Origin of the sequence: Marinobacterium lacunae, assembly GCF_000705555.1 — a bacterium.
In the GTDB taxonomy this organism is placed as follows: Bacteria; Pseudomonadota; Gammaproteobacteria; order Pseudomonadales; family Balneatricaceae; genus Marinobacterium_D; species Marinobacterium_D lacunae.
On sequence record NZ_JMQN01000015.1, the window covers coordinates 95716 to 113105 of the forward strand.

At 60.7% G+C, this 17390-nt stretch carries 10 protein-coding genes; 7 read left to right on the forward strand and 3 right to left on the reverse strand.

What is annotated here, in order from left to right; translation table 11 throughout:
* Positions 1-143: 143 nt before the first annotated feature.
* The 3 genes from recC to recD are packed head-to-tail and all read left to right on the forward strand — an operon-like array spanning position 144 to position 9317.
* A complete protein-coding gene (gene recC / locus ADIMK_RS05115) occupies positions 144-3575 on the forward strand; it encodes an exodeoxyribonuclease V subunit gamma (protein ID WP_036184573.1) in 3432 nt (1143 codons plus the stop codon).
* Entirely contained in the window at positions 3572-7273 is a 3702-nt protein-coding gene (gene recB, locus ADIMK_RS05120; RefSeq protein ID WP_036184574.1) for an exodeoxyribonuclease V subunit beta, read from the forward strand. The genes recC and recB overlap by 4 nt, the downstream gene beginning before the upstream one ends.
* Positions 7266-9317: an exodeoxyribonuclease V subunit alpha gene (recD, locus tag ADIMK_RS05125; protein ID WP_036184575.1), complete on the forward strand. Its 2052-nt coding sequence runs from the start codon at positions 7266-7268 to the stop codon at positions 9315-9317. The genes recB and recD overlap by 8 nt, the downstream gene beginning before the upstream one ends.
* On the opposite strand, the gene ADIMK_RS05130 is transcribed toward recD, so the two are convergent.
* Together ADIMK_RS05130 and ADIMK_RS05135 are read right to left on the reverse strand one after the other, a co-directional pair.
* Complete coding sequence (locus ADIMK_RS05130; RefSeq protein ID WP_036184576.1) at positions 9303-10142, reverse strand: universal stress protein; 840 nt, start codon at positions 10140-10142, stop codon at positions 9303-9305. The two genes, recD and ADIMK_RS05130, sit on opposite strands and share 15 nt — an antisense overlap.
* A gap of 95 nt (positions 10143-10237) precedes the next feature.
* The gene (locus tag ADIMK_RS05135; RefSeq protein WP_036184577.1) at positions 10238-11728 is read right to left on the reverse strand and encodes a SulP family inorganic anion transporter; all 1491 of its coding nucleotides are present in this window, start codon (positions 11726-11728) and stop codon (positions 10238-10240) included.
* A gap of 369 nt (positions 11729-12097) precedes the next feature.
* On the opposite strand from ADIMK_RS05135, the gene ADIMK_RS05140 reads away from it, so the two are divergent.
* From ADIMK_RS05140 to ADIMK_RS05155, 4 genes are all read left to right on the forward strand, one after another.
* Positions 12098-12754, forward strand: coding sequence for a c-type cytochrome (locus ADIMK_RS05140; protein WP_036184582.1), 657 nt, complete (start codon positions 12098-12100; stop codon positions 12752-12754).
* Positions 12751-13728 carry a c-type cytochrome gene (locus tag ADIMK_RS05145; protein ID WP_036184584.1) on the forward strand — a complete coding sequence of 326 codons (978 nt, stop codon included), beginning with the start codon at positions 12751-12753 and terminating at the stop codon, positions 13726-13728. Before ADIMK_RS05140 ends, ADIMK_RS05145 begins: the two co-directional genes overlap by 4 nt.
* Before the next feature lie 143 nt (positions 13729-13871).
* Entirely contained in the window at positions 13872-14354 is a 483-nt protein-coding gene (locus tag ADIMK_RS05150; protein ID WP_036184586.1) for a DUF2489 domain-containing protein, read from the forward strand.
* The gene (locus ADIMK_RS05155; RefSeq protein ID WP_036184587.1) at positions 14354-14731 is read left to right on the forward strand and encodes a hypothetical protein; all 378 of its coding nucleotides are present in this window, start codon (positions 14354-14356) and stop codon (positions 14729-14731) included. The genes ADIMK_RS05150 and ADIMK_RS05155 overlap by 1 nt, the downstream gene beginning before the upstream one ends.
* A 4-nt stretch (positions 14732-14735) precedes the next feature.
* Here the strand turns inward: ADIMK_RS05155 and ADIMK_RS05160 are convergent, their stop codons facing one another.
* A complete protein-coding gene (locus ADIMK_RS05160) occupies positions 14736-17390 on the reverse strand; it encodes a hybrid sensor histidine kinase/response regulator (protein ID WP_036184588.1) in 2655 nt (884 codons plus the stop codon).

Genomic DNA, 17390 nt, shown 5'->3' on the forward strand with positions numbered 1-17390 from the left:
TCGATCAAGCCCGAAGGGGTATTCGCATCGAATCGGTGCTCAGCAGCGGAATATGGGTGGATTGCTTGCCCAGCAGACCGGCGCTGATGCAGACTTCCCAATCCGGCTTTTGATACCCTTTTTGCCGCTTTTCGTGAGGGAGTATGTTCGAGCAGCACTCCGGTCTGGCGATCATCCACGCTAACCGCCTAGAAACCCTGCGTGATCTGTTGGTGCACTGGATGCGTGGGCATCCGCTGGCGCCGCTCGAAGAGGAGCAGATCCTGGTGCAGAGCAACGGTATCGCGCAGTGGCTCAGACTGGCCCTGGCGATACCGCCCGAGCAGGGTGGCTGCGGCATCGCCGCCGGCATGAGCCTTGATCTGCCCTCGGCTTTCCTGTGGCGCGCTTATCGGGCGGTATTGGGCAGCGATCAGGTGCCCCGTCATTCACCCTACGACAAGCCGCGCCTGCGATGGCGACTGATGCGTCTGTTGCCGACTTTGCTGGTGCGGCCCGAGTTTGCCTCGCTTGCCCAGTATCTCGATGCCGATCCCGGTGAGCGCAAGCGTTTCCAGCTGGCCGAGCATCTGGCGGACCTGTTCGATCAGTATCAGGTCTATCGAGCCGACTGGCTGGAAGACTGGGCGCAGGGCGTGGATCAACTGAGAGCCGCCGAAGGTGAGGTGCGGCCACTGAATGATGATCAGCGCTGGCAGGCGTTGCTCTGGCGCGCGATACGAGATGATCTTGATGATAACCGCGAGTCCTCACGTGCCGATCTTCATCAGCGTTTTATCGACGCCTGTGGCGCGCTCAAGCGTCGACCGGCGGGTTTGCCGCCGCGTGTCATGGTGTTCGGCATATCGGCTCTGCCCCAGCAGATGATCGAAGCATTATCGGCCCTGTCCGGACAGATGCAGGTGATGGTTGCCGTACTCAACCCCTGTCGTTACTACTGGGCCGATATCGTAGAGGGGCGTGAACTGCTGCGTGCGCAACGCCGCCGACAGCAGCCTAAGTTGGGCATGCCGGAAACACTGACCGACGATCAGCTGCATCTGCATGCGCCGCCGCTTCTGGCCGCCTGGGGCAAACAGGGGCGTGACTACATCCGCTTGCTGGATAAGTTCGATGACAGCGCGCGCTATCGTCACTGGTTCCGCGATAGCCGCATTGATCTATTTGACGATCCGGTCGCCGAAATTGAGTCGTTGTCACTGCTTGAGCAGCTACAGCAGGATATTCTGGAGCTGAACCCGCCCGTACAGGAGAAGCGCCTGTGCGAGGCTGAAGATCATTCCATTGTTTTCCACATCGGCCACAGCCCCCAGCGAGAGGTGGAGATCCTGCAGGATCAGCTACTGCACCGCCTGCAGCAGGAGCCGACGCTTAAGCCGCGCGATATCATCGTCATGGTGCCCGATATCGCTACCTACCAACCACACATAGAAGCGGTGTTCGGCCGACTGGACAGGGACGACCCGCGCTATATCCCGTTCAGTCTGGCCGATCAGTCTGCACGTGGTCAGGCGCCACTGCTGGTGGCATTGGAGCAGTTGCTGAGACTGCCGGAGTCGCGTCTGGGCGTCAGCGAACTGCTGGATCTGCTTGAAGTTCCCGCGGTGCTTGCGCGCTATCAGCTCAACGCCGACGATCTGCCGACCCTGCAGCGCTGGATCGAGGGTGCCGGTATCCGCTGGGGGCTGGATGGTGAACACCGGGCCGGGCTTGAGCTGCCCGAGGGGCTGGAACAGAACGCCTGGCTGTTCGGCATGAGGCGCATGCTGCTTGGCTACGCCGTTGGTAAGGGAGATGCCTTTGCCGATATCGAACCCTACGATGAGGTGGCAGGGCTGGAAGCGGCACTGGCCGGTCAGTTGGCGCTGTTGCTCGATGATCTGCGCGCACTGCTACAGCGGCTGCGTGCGCCCCAGGGGGCCGAACAGTGGCGGGAGTGCCTGACCTGGTTGCTGGATACCTTTCTGGCACCGGCCAGTGATGCGGATCTGGTGCTGATGGAACGACTCAATGACGAACTGCAGCAGTGGACCGAGGCCTGCATCGAAGCGCGTATGGAGGGACCGTTGCCGTTGACGGTCGCCCGCGAGGCCTGGCTTGGCAACATCGACCAAGGCGGGCTTTCGGCCCGTTTCATGGCCGGTCGGTTGACCTTCTCCACCCTGATGCCGATGCGGGCGATCCCCTTCCGTCAGGTGTTTTTGCTGGGCATGAATGACGGCGATTATCCACGACTGAAACCGGCGCAGGACTTTGATCTGATGTCGCGTCAGTATCGTCCCGGCGACCGCTCCCGTCGCGAAGATGACCGATACCTGTTTCTTGAAGCGCTGCTGTCCGCCCGTGATGCACTCTATATCAGCTGGGTCGGGCGCAGTATCCGCGACAACCAGCACCAACCGCCGTCGGTGCTGGTTGCCCAGCTGCGTGATCATATCGCCCAGGGCTGGCGCCATGCCGCCGGGGAGGACGTGCTCGCCTGTCTCACCGTTGAGCATCCGCTGCAGCCTTTCAGCGACCGTTACTTCGACCCTGACCCTGGTGCCGATGCCCGCTTGTTCACCTATTCCTGGGAGTGGCGCAAGGTACACCATGCCGAACTGCGCTCCAGCGAGAGCGAGCTTGTGCATGAGCGGCCGGAAGGTGCCCTGACATTGACGCGCCTGACACGCTTTCTGCGTGCCCCCGTAAGCAGCTTTTTCGCCGAGCGGCTCAAGGTGTATCTGGAGTTGCCGGAAGCCGCCCGGCGCGAGCATGAGCCGTTCGCGTTTGATCGTCTTGAGCAGTTCCAGCTGGGGCAGGAGTTGATCGAATCCGCGCTCAAACGCGGATCACATCAGCAGGGTATTGCCGAGACACTACAATCCTGGCAACGCGGCGGGCGGCTGCCGTTGGGTGAGTATGCGCAACTGGCGCTGGATCCCATCCTCAGTGGTGTCCATTCCACCCTGCGCCATCTCGAGCCCCTGGCCGACTGGCAGCCGAAACGGGAGGCGCTGGAGATTGCCCTGCAACTGCCGGTATCGGGTGAGCCTGTGCTGTTGGAAGATTGGCTCACCGGTGTTTACGAGCTGGACGGGTGCTATCGACTTATTCGCACCTCGCCCCAGGCGGTAGCGGATCGCAAAGGGCCCCGCTGGCATCGCTTGTTAAGACTGTGGATCGAACATCTGGCCGGATGCGCAGAGGGCTATGCCCTGACCAGCACACTGGTTGGGCCGGATACCAGCGTACAGCTGGATCCGTTATCGTCTGCTGACGCCACCGACGCCCTCATCACGCTGGCCGAGTACTGGTTGAAGGCGTATCAGTCGCCACCGCCGCTGGCCTGTCGTGCAGGCCTTGCGCTGGTCACAGAGGAGCCGGAGCGGGCGCTCGGCAAGGCGCGGGAGGCCTATGTGGGCAGCATGAACTTCAGTGGCGAGGTCGAGCTTGATGCGGCACTGGCGCGCGCCTGGCCTGAGTTTGACGCCCTCTATGAACAGGGGCTGCAAACCTGGGCTGAAGCGCTGTACGAACCGCTGGTCAGGCACGCACATCTGCTGCGCACTGTATCGGAGGAGGCTGCATCATGAGTCAGATTCAGCCGCTGGACAGTCTGCGCTTTCCCCTCCATGGCCGTCGCCTGATCGAGGCCAGTGCCGGTACCGGCAAGACTTACACCATCGCTGCACTCTACCTGCGTCTGGTGCTGGGGCATGGCGGCGACAACGCCTATGTGCGTCCCCTGCTGCCGCCGGAAATTCTTGTGGTGACCTTCACCAACGCGGCCACCCGCGAACTGCGCGAACGCATACGGGACCGTCTGGCGGAGGCCGCGCAGGTGTTCCGCGGGTTGGAGCCTGCGAAGGATCATTTCCTCAGCGCACTACTCGATGAGCCGGAATACAGTGACGAAGGCGCGCGTGCGGGTGCGGCCTACCAGCTGGATCGGGCGGCCCAGTGGATGGATGAGGCGGCGATCTACACGATACATGGCTGGAGCCAGCGGATGCTGACCCAGCACGCCTTCGACAGTGGCAGCCTGTTCGACCAGCAGCTTGATAACGAAGATGACGAGCTGCTGAAAGAGGCGGTACAGGATTACTGGCGTACCTTCTGTTATCCACTGCCACGCGCAGCGGCACGGGCCCTTGGCGAGCTGGCCAGAGATCCCGCCCAGCTTGAGTCAGTGCTGCAACCCATGCTACGTGCGGGCAACGCCCGGCTTTGCATTGCTGGAGCGCCATTGCCGCAGGCGATATCCCCAACCGACTTTGCGGATGAGCTGGTGCAGTGGCAGCAACGCTGTGATGCTCTGCAGCAGGAAGCGCGTAGCCTGTGGCTGAACGGTGTCGAGGCGATCGAGCTCAAGCTGCATGAAGCGGTGGCGCAGGGTGTGCTCAGCAAGGCCAGCTTCAAGCCCGATAACCTGCCACAGTGGCTTAAGGAGCTGCGAGTCTGGGCAGAAGGCGATGAGGGCGACAGCAAGCTGTTGGGGCGCTTTACACGTGCCAACCTTCGCGCGCGTACCAACAAGAAGTTCCAGTTCGAGGGCACGCCCGACCACCCCGCGTTTGAGGCGCTTGAAGCCTACATCGATTTCATCGATAGCGCACCGGACATGAACCCGGTCCGCCTGCACGCCGCTCATTGGGTGGCATCCCGTTTCGAGCAGGGCAAGCGACGGGCGGCGCGGCTGGGCTTTGATGACCTGCTTGTCCGTCTCGACGAGGCGCTGCACAGCGCCTCGGGCACACGTCTGGCGCAGCAGATTGTCGAGCAGTACCCAGTGGCGCTGATCGACGAATTTCAGGACACCGACCCCGTTCAGTACCGCAGTTTCCACCGCATCTATGCCAGCGGGCACGAGATACCCTCGGCGCTGTTGATGATCGGTGACCCCAAGCAGGCGATCTATGCCTTCCGAGGGGCGGATATCCACACCTACCTGCAGGCGCGCCGCGACAGCGCCGGCGCCCTCTATACGCTGGGGACCAACTACCGCTCCAGTACGGCGATGGTCGAAGCGGTTAACCGGCTGTTTCAGAGTTCAGAGTCTCGCGATGAGCAGGGCGCATTTCAGTTTGCTCGTGACGGTGAGAATCCACTGCCGTTTCATCCGGTGAGTGCCAATGGTCGCAAGGAGCGACTCGAGATCCTTGGCGATACCCCGGCAGCCCTGTCCGGATGGTGTGTCGATGAGGCGCTGGCCCAAACGAAAGAGGGGTTCAGGTCGGCCGTGGCGGAATCGACGGCCAGCGAAATATGCCGCTTGCTGTCGCTGGCCCGTACTCAGAAGGCGGGCTTCCGCCAGGTCGATGGCGCATTTGAACCGCTCAAGCCTGGTGATATCGCTATCCTGGTACGCACCGGCAGCGAAGCTCAGCGGGTCCGTCAGGCACTGGATAGGCGCGGCGTGCCCAGCGTGTATCTGTCGGATCGAGAGTCGGTATTCGATACCCTCGAAGCGCAGGACCTGTGGCGCTGGCTGCGTGCCTGCGCCGAGCCCGAGCAGCCTCGATTGGTACATGCGGCCCTGGCCACGGCGACGCTGGATCTGGGGCTCGCGGATCTGGATCGGCTCAACCGGGACGAGAGTGTCTGGGAGGTGCAGGTGGAGCTGTTCCGTACGCTGCGCGATGCCTGGCAGCGTCAGGGTGTGCTGGCGATGCTACGCCGTCTGCTTGATGCGTTTGAACTGCCTGCGAGATTGCTGCAGCGAGCAGGCGGTGAGCGGGCGCTTACCAACATTCTTCATCTGGCCGAGATGCTGCAAGCGGCCAGTGTGCAGCTCGACGGTGAGCTGGCGCTGATCCGTTATCTCTCCGAGCAGTTGGCCGGCAGTGGCGGTGACAGTGATGAACGGGTGTTGCGTCTGGAGAGCGATGCCGACCGTGTACAGGTGATCACCATTCACAAATCCAAGGGGTTGGAGTATCCGCTTGTCTTCCTGCCCTTCATCAGCGACTGCCGTACCGTAAGCGGTCGAGCCGGCAGCTATCTCTACCATGACGACAGGGGCGAAACCCTTATCGAACTCGACGCCTCGGACAAGGATGCCTGTGCCCGTGCCGACCGTGAACGCCTGCAAGAGGATCTGCGACTGCTCTATGTCGCGCTGACCCGTCCGGTGCATGCCTGCTGGATAGCGCTGGCGCCGCTCAAGGCGGTGGGTAAAAGCGCGCTCGGACAGTTGCTGGGCATCGCCGAGTCGACACCCGATGCGCTACAGGGCGCTTTTACCAGCCTGTGCGATACGACGGCACTTGGCATTGCGGCCCTGCCGGCGGTTACCCATGAGGTGCTGCCGGAGGTCTCGGGGGCAAACCGGTTACGAGAGGCGGAATCGTTCAGTCGGGCATTCGAGTCCCGGCCCTGGTGGATCGCCAGCTATTCGGCATTGTGTCGCCTTAAGGGGCGGGAGGAGGCGGCTGCACCGCAGGACGGTGCCGATACCGCCCGCGATGAAACCCTGCTTGAAGGGCGAGATGAAGCGGCGGTTGCCGCAGCTGAGGTTCTGGGTAACCCCGATATCCACAGGTTCTGGAAAGGTCCGGCGGCCGGTACCTTCCTGCATGGCATGCTTGAATGGGCCGCGGACGAGGGTTTCTCGGAGGTGGCCTGCAGTGCCGAGCTTAGGGCCGAGTTTTTGGAGCCGCGCTGTCAGCGGCGTGACTGGCAACCCTGGCGCAGTGTGCTGGATGACTGGCTGGTGCGGCTGCTGAGTACGCCTTTGCCGGTCGAAAACGGCGAGCTGCGGCTGTGCGACCTTAAAGTGTACAAGGCGGAGATGGAGTTCTGGTTCAGTTCAGCGCCGGTACGGATCGCCGAACTGGACGCGTTGGCCACCCGCCAGCTGCTACCGGGTGAGAATCGGCCCGAGCTTGAGGATGGACAACTCAACGGCATGCTGAAAGGGTTCATCGACCTGATTTTCGAACATCAAGGGCGTTATTGGGTGGCGGACTACAAATCGAACTGGCTGGGGCCGAACAGTCAAAGTTATACACAGCAGGCGATGAGCGAGGCGATTCTGCATAAGCGATATGACATGCAGTATCTGCTCTACACCCTGGCGCTGCACCGGCTGTTGAAGGCGCGTATTCCCGACTATGCCGATGACCCGGTAACCGGTTATGAGCAGTATGTGGGCGGCGCGCTGTATCTGTTTTTGCGCGGTATCGATGAGCCCGAGCACCGTGGCGCGTTCGTCGATCGTCCGCCGGTCGAGTTGATCCTGGCGTTGGACGCCCTGTTCAGTGGTCAGGGTGGGGAGAGTGATCATGGCTGAGCAGCATGACTTCTTTGCGACTGCCGAGCATCGCCCCCTGAGTGGCGAGCGGCTCTGGCAGGTGCTTGAACACTGGCAGCGTCAGGGATGGATAAGAGCGCTGGATCTGGCGCTGGTGAGGATGCTGGCCCAGCTGACGGATGATGCCGAACCCGAGCTTTTGCTGGCTGCGGCGATGGCCAGCCATCAGCTCGGGCGTGGGCATATCTGTCTGGATCTGGAGGCGACACTGGCTGACCCGGATGCCGCCCTGTCGCTGCCGCCTGAAGGGGCGTTCGGCGAGCAGCTGCCGGACAAGCCCAGTGAGCTGCTGGGCAACCTGACTCTGTCACAGTGGCTCGAACGCATAGCGTCCAGTGCGCTGGTGGCGTCGGGGCCGGGATCCGCACCGCTGGTGCTGGAGCCTGGTGCACCGGCGCGGTTGTACCTGCGTCGACAGTGGGTGTATGAGGTCGAGGTTGCAGAGGCTCTGGGGGAGCGATTGGCAACGAATCCGGTCGAATCATTGGGTGCGGGCACCATCGAGCGGCTTGATCGGCTCTTTACGGCACCGGCTGTGGATACTATCGATTGGCAGCGACTGGCCTGTGCGCTGGCAAGTGTGAACCGCTTTTCGATCATCACCGGAGGCCCGGGCACCGGCAAGACAACTACCGTGGTCAGGCTGTTGGCCCTGTTGCAGAGTCAGGCGCTCAGTGATGGCCGTGCCTTGCGCATCCGGCTGGCCGCCCCCACGGGCAAGGCCGCCGCGCGTCTGACCGAGTCGATCAGCCGTGCTGTATCCTCGCTGCCCGACGGGATGGGGGAGGCGATTCCCACCGAGGTGACGACGCTGCATCGGCTGCTTGGATCGCGTCCCGACAGTCGCCACTTCCGGCACAATGCGGACAATCCGCTGCATGCGGATCTCGTGGTGATTGACGAAGCGTCGATGATTGATCTGGAGATGATGCATTCGCTGCTTAAGGCGCTGCCGCCCTCGGCCCGGCTGATACTGCTGGGCGACAAAGATCAGTTGGCCTCGGTGGAGGCCGGGGCTGTGCTGGGTGATCTCTGTCTGGACGCAGAACAGGGTGGGTACTCGGCGGCGACGCTCAGCGGGGTGAGTAAGGCCGGTGCAGGCGATCTGGCGCTCTGGCAAGCGCAGTGGGGCGTGAGCGGCGATCAGCCCCTGGCACAGCATATTGTCATGCTCAGGCATAGCCACCGCTTTGGTGAGCACAGCGGTATCGGGCATCTGGCGCGGGGCGTTAATCGTGGCGATATCAAACAGGTCGAGCAGGCGTTTTCCTCCTACGATGCATCACTGGCGCTGCTTGAGCCGCGCACCGATCAGGCGCCTGCACTGCGCGAACTGGTATTGAGCGGCGGTCGTTTGGGGCGGGAACACGGCGCCGAGGGCTACAGCGGCTACCTCCGGCAACTGGAGGCCACGCGGCCTGATTCAGGCAATTTTCGTGACGATATCTGGCAGAGTTGGGCGACAGGACTACTCGAGGCCTTTACTCGTTTTCGTGTTCTGTGCGCGCTGCGCAAGGGCCCCTGGGGGGTAGAGGGGCTCAATCAGCGCATTGAGCAGGTGCTGTCTGAAGCCGGGTTATTGAAGGCGGATCAGCTTTGGTATGAAGGGCGTCCGGTGATGTTGACCCGCAACGACTACGCGCTGGGGTTGATGAACGGTGATATCGGGCTCTGCCTCAGAGTGCCCCAAGACGAGGGTGGCGAGGCGCTGAGGGTGGTGTTTCCGCTGGCCGATGGCAGCCTGAAATGGGTGCTGCCCAGCCGCTTGCAGAGTACCGAGACGGTGTTTGCCATGACGGTGCACAAGTCCCAGGGCTCGGAGTTCGCCCACACCACGCTGGTGTTGCCGCCGGGGCCCAATCCGGTACTGACGCGGGAGCTGATCTACACCGGGATTACCCGTGCCAGCGACTGGTTTACGCTGGTGATGCCCGCCCGTGCTCGTTTGTACGAGGCGATTGGCACACGTGTGCACAGGGCCAGCGCCCTGCGCTCACGTATACTGGCCTCAGCGCAGCAGTAGCAGTGGCACCTGCGTGTGCTTGATCAGGTTTGTGGTGGTGCTGCCAACCAACATCTGGCGGATGCGGGAGTGCCCGTAAGCCCCCATGACCAGCAGTTCGGCTCCGCGTTTGTCGATTTCGCTGAGCAGCGTCTCTTCCACGTCACCGGCGAGTATTTCGGCGTTCAACTCGAAACCCGCCTGCTGCAACTGCTCGCTGGCGTGTTTGAGCTCCATTTTCACGTCATGGGTGGAGGGGCCGATGATCAGCAGATCGCAGGGGATGCCGCGCAATAGCGGGCTGCGGGTCACCATCTCCACCGCCTTGCGTGCCGTTGGGCTGCCGTCGTAGGCGATCATGAAACGCTGAGGTGTCTTGAACTCGCCCGGCAACAGCAGCATGGGGCGATGCAGGGCGCGGATGACCGCTTCCACCTGGTGTCCCAGGCTTTGGCCCGCGCCACCACGGCCGAATACCAGCAGGCGGGTGTCCACCTCGAGCTCGTTCAGGGTTTCGACCAGATCGCCGTGGCGCTGCTGGACCAGAGGTTCGGCGATGCCGTCTTCAACGGCGCGTTCGCGGGCGGCTTCCAGCATCAGCCGACCCTGTTCACGGGCCAGCTTTCCACGCTGTTCATCCAGCGTGGCGAGCTCTTCCAGCAACGCCTCGCGTGAGCCAAGACCGATGGAGCCGGTCAGGTTGGTTTCGGTGGGATACTGGCTCTTGTCCAGCACGTGGAGCAGTTTCAGAGGGGCTTCCAGTCGCAGGCTGGCCCAGCTTGCCGCATCGCAGATGGCGGCGGCGCTTTCGCCGATGCCGTCGATGCAGGCGATGACCTGATTCATGGGCGTTCCTTCTTCCGGTCATCTCGAAAAGGTACGGGGCGCTCACCTATACCTTTCGAGATAACGCACTGTCGTCGTTATTACACTCAGTGTTATCAGTGACCCATCAACTGGTCAACCGCTTCCGGTTTGTCGTGCACGGCAAATCGGTCGACGATCGTGGCGCTGGCTTCGTTCAGGCCGATCACCTCGACCTCGGTGCCTTCGCGGCGGAACTTGAGCACCACCTTGTCCAGAGCCGACACGGCGGTAATGTCCCAGAAGTGGGCCTGGCTCAGGTCGATGCTGACACGCTCCACATCTTCCTTGAAATCGAAGGCCGCCGTGAACTTCTCGGAGGAGCTGAAAAACACCTGACCGACCACTCGATAGCGACGCAGGTTGCCGCCGTCGACCAGTTCGTCGTCGATATACAGGTACTGACCGATTTTGTTGGCAAAGAACAGAGCGGCCAACAAAACGCCGGCAAACACGCCCAAGGCCAGATTGTGCGTGGCGACGACGATTGCAACGGTGACGAGCATCACCAGATTGGTCGATAGCGGGTGTTTTTTGAGATTGATGATCGACTCCCAGCTAAAGGTGCCGATGGAGACCATGATCATCACGGCCACCAGTGCCGCCATTGGAATCTGCGATACCCACTCGTCGAGGAACACCACCAGGATCAGCAGCACAACACCGGCAATCAGCGTCGATATGCGGGTACGGCCGCCGGATTTAACGTTGATGACCGACTGGCCGATCATGGCGCATCCGGCCATGCCGCCGAACAGTCCTGCGACAATATTGGCCAGGCCCTGACCTTTGCACTCGCGGTTCTTGTCGCTCGGCGTATCGGTCAGGTCATCGACGATGGTGGCGGTCATCAGCGACTCGAGTAAGCCGACCACCGCCAGCGGTACCGAGTAGGGCAGAATGATCCACAGGGTCTCCAGATTCAGCGGTACATCGGGCCAGAGGAAGATCGGCAACGCGTCGGGCAGCTCACCCATGTCACCAACGGTGTGGATATCGAGCCCAAGGGTAATCGACACCGCGGTCAGCAGCAGAATGCAGACCAGAGGCGACGGGATCAGTGCGCCCAGTCGCGGTATGTAGGGGAAGAGATAGATGATACCAAGGCCCGCCGCGGTCATGGCGTAGACATGCCAGGTGACGTCGATCAGTTCCGGCAATTGGGCCATGAAGATCAGGATGGCGAGCGCATTGACGAATCCGGTCACCACCGAGCGTGACACAAAGCGCATTAACGATCCGAGCTTGAGAAAGCCTGCCAGTATCTGGATAACGCCGGTGAGCAGTGTTGCCGCCAGCAGATATTCAAGGCCGTGCTCTTTTACCAGCGTGACCATCAGCAGCGCCATGGCGCCGGTAGCGGCCGATATCATCCCCGGCCGACCACCAAAAAAGGCGGTGACCACGGCGATGCAGAAGGAGGCATACAGGCCGACCTTGGGATCGACGCCGGCGATGATCGAGAAGGCGATCGCCTCGGGGATCAGGGCCAGCGCGACAACCAGTCCTGCGAGAACATCGCCGCGCAGGTTTTGAAGGGACCATCCGTATTTTAGGGTTGAGATCATGGGTGTCCTGACTTTTCGTTCAAACGGAAACACACCGACAGCCGGTTTTGGGCATCGGTAGGATGCATTCATGCCAAGGCTTGAGCCGGGCATAGAAGGTCAGCGTCGGGCGGAAGCAGCGGTGGGTGGGGAGATAGGCGATCAACCTGATCTAGCCTCGCGGGGATTGGCTGAAACCTGTTTTTATCTTCGCTGTAGACGTCGATGACGCTGATTAAAAAAGCAGCGGGCGATGTTACCACAGCCGTGCGGGGCCTTGAACCGGATGCTACCGATGGTAAGATTAGAATAATCTATATTAGATATATCGAATATTTTGGTTGGCTGGCTTATTATGGGCGGTGATGTGCCAAGAAGAGGACAACCAACATGATAATAACAAGACGCGGCGGAGCGTTTGCCGTGTTGCTGCTCGCATCCGGCCTGCTTCAAGCAGCCGGGAATGCCGACCGGGGAGCAACGATTGTGATGCAGGGTGAGGGTCAGGGCGGTGCGCCTTGCCTGGCGTGCCACGGTAACGACGGCGCCGGTAATGATGGGGCGGGTTTTCCCCGTCTGGCGGGTCTGAACGCCGGGTACCTGGCCGCGCAGCTACGGGATTACCGTGAGGGTCGGCGCACCAACGTCATCATGGCACCGAATGCGGCGCATTTGAGCGACCAGCAGATTGAAGATGTGGCCGCTTATTATGCGATGCAGAACGTTGTAGCGAAGCCGGCTGAGCAGCCTGCGGATCTGCTTGCGCAGGGTGAGAAGCTGGTCAAGCAGGGCGATTGGGATAACTACATCGTGCCCTGTGAAACCTGCCATGGGCCGGGCGCTCAGGGTGTTGGTGCCACCTTTCCGGGACTTTCAGGGCAGCATCCCTCCTATCTGCGTCAGCAGTTAGAGGCCTGGAAAAACGGTACCCGTACAAATGATCCCAACCAACTAATGCTGGCGATCGCCGCGCGGCTGAGTGATGAGCAGATCCAGGCCGTATCCGCCTATCTATCTCAACTACCGACATCGGGGGGGAAACCATGAAACCACGCTTTTATGCCGTGGCGCTGCTGAGCGCTGCCTCCCTGCCGGTAATGTCCGCGCCTAGTGTTCCGGTCGAACTGCCCGAGTACAAAGAGGGCCAGTACGTGCATCAGGCGCCGACGCTGGATGATCTGATGAACGATCAGGCACTTAATCCCAAGCTGCGCGAGGTGATTCTCAAGGGGCGTGATCTGTTCATGAATACCCAACAGAAGCGCGGTGAGTATGTGTTCAACGATATGAACTGCAAAAGCTGCCATATGGGTGAGGGACGAATGAACTGGTCTGGACCTGTCTGGCCGGCTGCAACCACCTTGCCTGACTTCCGCGGTAAGAACCAGCATGTGAACTCGCTGGAGGAGCGTATAGCGGGCTGTTTCTCGTTCTCCATGAACGGCCAACCACCCGAGTACGGCAGCGATGACATGTTGGCGCTGGTGGCATACCACCAATGGTTGGCGAAGGGGGCTAAGGTCTACGAGACCAACATAGGGGGGCGAGGTTTTAGTTCTCTGGGGCGTGAGCCCGAGCAAGGGGCTGATTACGACCGTGGGGCGCAGGTCTACGCAGATAATTGTGCCGTCTGTCACGGCGATGATGGGCAGGGTCAGCACAAGGACGGCAAGGTGGTGTTCCCGCCGCTCTGGGGCGATCACTCCTATAACTGGGGAGCCGGCATGGCCCGTGTTTTCACGGCGGCCTCGTTCATCAAGAACAACATGCCGTTGGGCAAGCCCGGTTCACTGACGGATCAGCAAGCCTGGGATGTGGCACTGTTCGTCAACAGTCACGAGCGGCCTCAGGATCCTCGATACACCGGAGACGCCAAAGAAACCCGTGAGAAGTACAGTAACTTCCATAAATGGACGCGCTACGGGACTGAATTCAACGGCCAGATTCTTGGCCAGCATGACAACACCGGCGATAAGCCTTTCCTTAAACCGGACGTTTTGCGCCCGCGCACCTTCGAGTGACACTCAAGGCCGCCCATCGGGGCGGCCTTGCTCGGTCATGTGGTTATACCCGCTCTCTCCACTCGCTATAATGACTATATAGACGCGGCAGACAGTTTGTTTGTCGCCGCCGTATAGTGCCCAACGTAACCAAGAGTGACCACATGAGTGCCCCCCTGACCTACCTACTGATAGCGGTCGGCCTGATCGTTATCCTGATGTTGAGCCTGGTGATACGTCGACAGTTGCGTGCACAGAAACAGGTGCGTGAGCAGCATCAGCAACAGCAGGAAAAACTGGAGCGTGATGCCCGTGAGCACCGCCAATACCTGGTCGACAGCGTACGCATTATTGCATCGGCGGTTTTGCACGACGAAAAGATGACCATGACCGAGGGCTGCATCAGGCTCAAGGTGCTGTTGGACAACCTGGCCCCGCATCTGCACCAGCATGAGCAGTTTGCCGTCATTAATCGGGTATTCGAAGCCACCTCCCACATCCCTTTCCTCGGAGAGTGGCGTGCGTTGAGCCGCTCGCAAAAGCGTCAATATGAGCAGGAGATGGCTAAGATCGAGGAGGAGCAGGGATCGCGGGTGCGTGATGCCATGCACGCGTTGCAGCAGTATCCGCTTGAGCAGTTGCAGTAATGCTCGAGTTTATACCGGTCTTTGTTTTTACGCTGATCCTGCTTGTCTTGTTGGTGGTGTTCATGCGCTTTGGCCGTCTTCCCACCTATCGTCCTAGTCGTGACGAAGTTCGAGCGCTGCTCGCCGGTGTGCTTGAGCGCACCACATCCGTTGAAGCCTGGGAGCTGTTTCTGGGCTTGCCGATCAGCCATGATCCTGAACTTGAGGCGATACGCAGGCGCTGCCTGGCGATACACGAGGGGTTGGACGGCGAGCGGGCTGCTGGCACCGGCTTGGACGGCTATCTCTACGATCGGGCAGGGCGGGCGCGTATCGCCGAGGTGCTTGAACAACTGGATGAACTGATCCGTACATCGCCCATCACGAAGGAGTTTTGAGTTGCTACTCCAGACTGTCCTGCTGGGCGATGCGGCACAAGCGGGAACAGGCCAGCCAGAGCTCCCGCATGCTGCCTTCGCGGGCGGCCTGATACAGCTCGGCTGTGGCAGCTTCCAGTATTGGCATTTCGTACAGTCCGGCCATGCCGATCAGTTGATGTGCGTGGCTGCGAATCCTGTCCCTGTCCCGCTGCCAGAGTGCCTGCATGATCACATCCGATAGTCGGCGTACCTCCTGTTGCAACTGCTCGGGTGTCGCAAGCGTTTCCACCGATGCCTCGAGTTGAGCGCCAATAGGTGAGGCGTCGATTGTCTGCCCCGTTATCGCCTCGCACTGCTGCAGCAGGGTGCGCACCAACTCCGGCACGTTGATTGGCTTGAGCAGAAGATCGTTAATGCCGGCATCGAACAGCGCCCGGTGTTCGTGTGGTACGACGTTGGCGGTCAGTGCAACGATCGGCAATTTGGGTAGCCGCTCTCGGACTGCGCGGGTCGCCTGAATGCCATCCATTCCTGGCATATGCACGTCCATCAGTATCAGATCCGGGGTCTGGTGCGCCACATGGTCCAGCACCTCCTGACCGGATGCGACGCAACTGACCTGCGCTCCAACCCCCTCGAGCAGTCTGCGGACCAGCAGACTGTTGAATTCGTTATCCTCTGCGACCAATACCTTGAGCGGATAGGGCAGTTGCGCGGTGCTCAGGTCTTGCTCGGCGACAGGCTGTGAGGCAGGTGTCGGCAAGCCCAGCGCTTTGAACAGTTCGTTGGGGCGAGGAGGCTTTGCCATTAGTGAGAGCTGGCCAACATGCAGGCGCAGGGGTTTACGGCCCGGTATCAACAGGATCAGGGGCGCCTGAGTCTGGGCGCGCACCCTATCGCAGAGCGCTTGAACGCTCCGGCTGCTGGTGTCCTTGGGGCTCACCGACAGCAGTATCGTGCACCTGGGGTCCTGAGTGGTCAGTGCGCTCAGTTCTTCGATGTGCCGTATTAACTGAATCGGATAGGGCAGTATGCGCAACTGGCGCAGAAGAGTCGCCCGGTTGTTGAAGTGGGGCTCGAACAGCATCAGTTGGTGATCGGACTCCAGTTCGAGGCACGAGGCCTTCTCGCTGCATTCTCCATAGCGTAAGGGCAGGTCCAGCTGGATTTCTGTACCGCTACCCTCGGCGCTATCCAGCGTTATATGCCCCCCCATCAGTTCGGTCAGTCGATGAGCGATGACAAGGCCAAGGCCTGAGCCGCCGAAGCGGCGGCTGATCGAGTTGTCACCCTGTGTAAAGGCGCTGAATAGTTGGCTGATACGTGATGCCGGTATACCTATGCCGGTGTCGCTGACGGTGATGTGCAGGCGTGGGTCTGTAAGGGGCAGGCGACAGAGTTCTACTTTGACACTGACTTCACCACGCTCGGTAAACTTCACCGCATTGCCAATCAGGTTGTTGAGTATCTGGCTCAGACGGGAGGGATCTCCAATCAGGCGCAACGGCAGGTCGGTCGGTAGGTCGACGGTTAGCTCAAGTCCTTTTCCGGCCGCAGCCGGAGACTGGGCCTCGATGACGTCGAACAGGCTTTCGGCAAAGTCGAAGCTAAGGCTTTCGATATGGATTGCGTTGGACTCGAGCCTTGAAAAGTCGAGGATGTCGTCGATGATCGTCAGCAGAAGACCGGAGGTGCGGGTGATGATCTCCAGGTAACGTTTCTGTTCGTTATCCAGCGTTGTCTGGCCCAGTAGTTCGGTAAAGCCGAGCACGGATGTCAGTGGCGTGCGCAGTTCGTGACTCATGCGCGCCAGAAACTCGTCCTTGGCACGGTTGGCGTCGTCGGCCCGTAGCCGTTCTGTCTGAAGTTCGCGGTTGCGCCGTTCCAGGTGGCGAAGGGTTTGGGTCAGGCGGCGGGTGGCGCTTTCTACGCGGTATTCGAACTGCTGGTTGGACTCTTGGACCCGTGCCGCGAGTCGGTTGATACCGCTGGCCAGCGTGCGCAGCTCTCCCGTATAGCTGATCTCGGCACGGGCATCGAGCTCACCGCGCTGAAGCCTCTCGATCAGCCGTGTAAGACCCATCACCGGGCGTGTGATGCGACGTCCGAAACGGTTGGCCAGCAGCAGGGTGACAAACAGACAGATCAGCGTCAGGCCGGCTCCGCGCAGGAGTATCTCTTGCTGGCGCTGCACGGTGGGCTGCGCGGAGATCAACACCACCACCCAGCCCAGCGTTTCGCTTGCGTCAGTAATCTGTAGCAGTTCCGGGTTGTCCTGTAGTGCTGGCGTGCGGGTCGTGATTGGCTGGATAAAGTGCCATGTGCCCTTGAATTCTCGCGGCAACAGCTGGTCGCGCTCGACCTCTATATCAAAATTATTACTGCGATAGAGCAGACGAAATTTGGCGTCATAGAACAGAATGTCGGCGACTTCGTCATTGGCGATGGGGGCATTGCTCAGACTGCGCAATAGGTCCCGGTTGCCGCTGAGTACCCCAAACTCGGCGGCCGACGACATCAGGCGGGCCATGGATTGACCGCGCTCAAGCAGATCCTCGCGAATTTCTGCAACGCGTGTCAGGGTGAAGTAGCCACCGAGTATCAGTGCCAGCAAAGTCATTGGTAGTAGCGATAACACCATGACGCGGGCGCGGATGCTGAGAGTTCTCTTGATCAT

What these genes read in the sequence shown, in the direction of transcription:
- ADIMK_RS05135 (WP_036184577.1), bottom strand. Translation starts at nt 11,728, where the DNA reads ATGATCTCAACCCTAAAATACGGATGGTCCCTTCAAAACCTGCGCGGC.
- recD (WP_036184575.1), top strand. Translation starts at nt 7,266, where the DNA reads ATGGCTGAGCAGCATGACTTCTTTGCGACTGCCGAGCATCGCCCCCTG.
- recB (WP_036184574.1), top strand. Translation starts at nt 3,572, where the DNA reads ATGAGTCAGATTCAGCCGCTGGACAGTCTGCGCTTTCCCCTCCATGGC.
- ADIMK_RS05140 (WP_036184582.1), top strand. Translation starts at nt 12,098, where the DNA reads ATGATAATAACAAGACGCGGCGGAGCGTTTGCCGTGTTGCTGCTCGCA.
- ADIMK_RS05160 (WP_036184588.1), bottom strand. Translation starts at nt 17,390, where the DNA reads ATGATCAAGAGAACTCTCAGCATCCGCGCCCGCGTCATGGTGTTATCG.
- recC (WP_036184573.1), top strand. Translation starts at nt 144, where the DNA reads ATGTTCGAGCAGCACTCCGGTCTGGCGATCATCCACGCTAACCGCCTA.
- ADIMK_RS05130 (WP_036184576.1), bottom strand. Translation starts at nt 10,142, where the DNA reads ATGAATCAGGTCATCGCCTGCATCGACGGCATCGGCGAAAGCGCCGCC.
- ADIMK_RS05145 (WP_036184584.1), top strand. Translation starts at nt 12,751, where the DNA reads ATGAAACCACGCTTTTATGCCGTGGCGCTGCTGAGCGCTGCCTCCCTG.
- ADIMK_RS05155 (WP_036184587.1), top strand. Translation starts at nt 14,354, where the DNA reads ATGCTCGAGTTTATACCGGTCTTTGTTTTTACGCTGATCCTGCTTGTC.
- ADIMK_RS05150 (WP_036184586.1), top strand. Translation starts at nt 13,872, where the DNA reads ATGAGTGCCCCCCTGACCTACCTACTGATAGCGGTCGGCCTGATCGTT.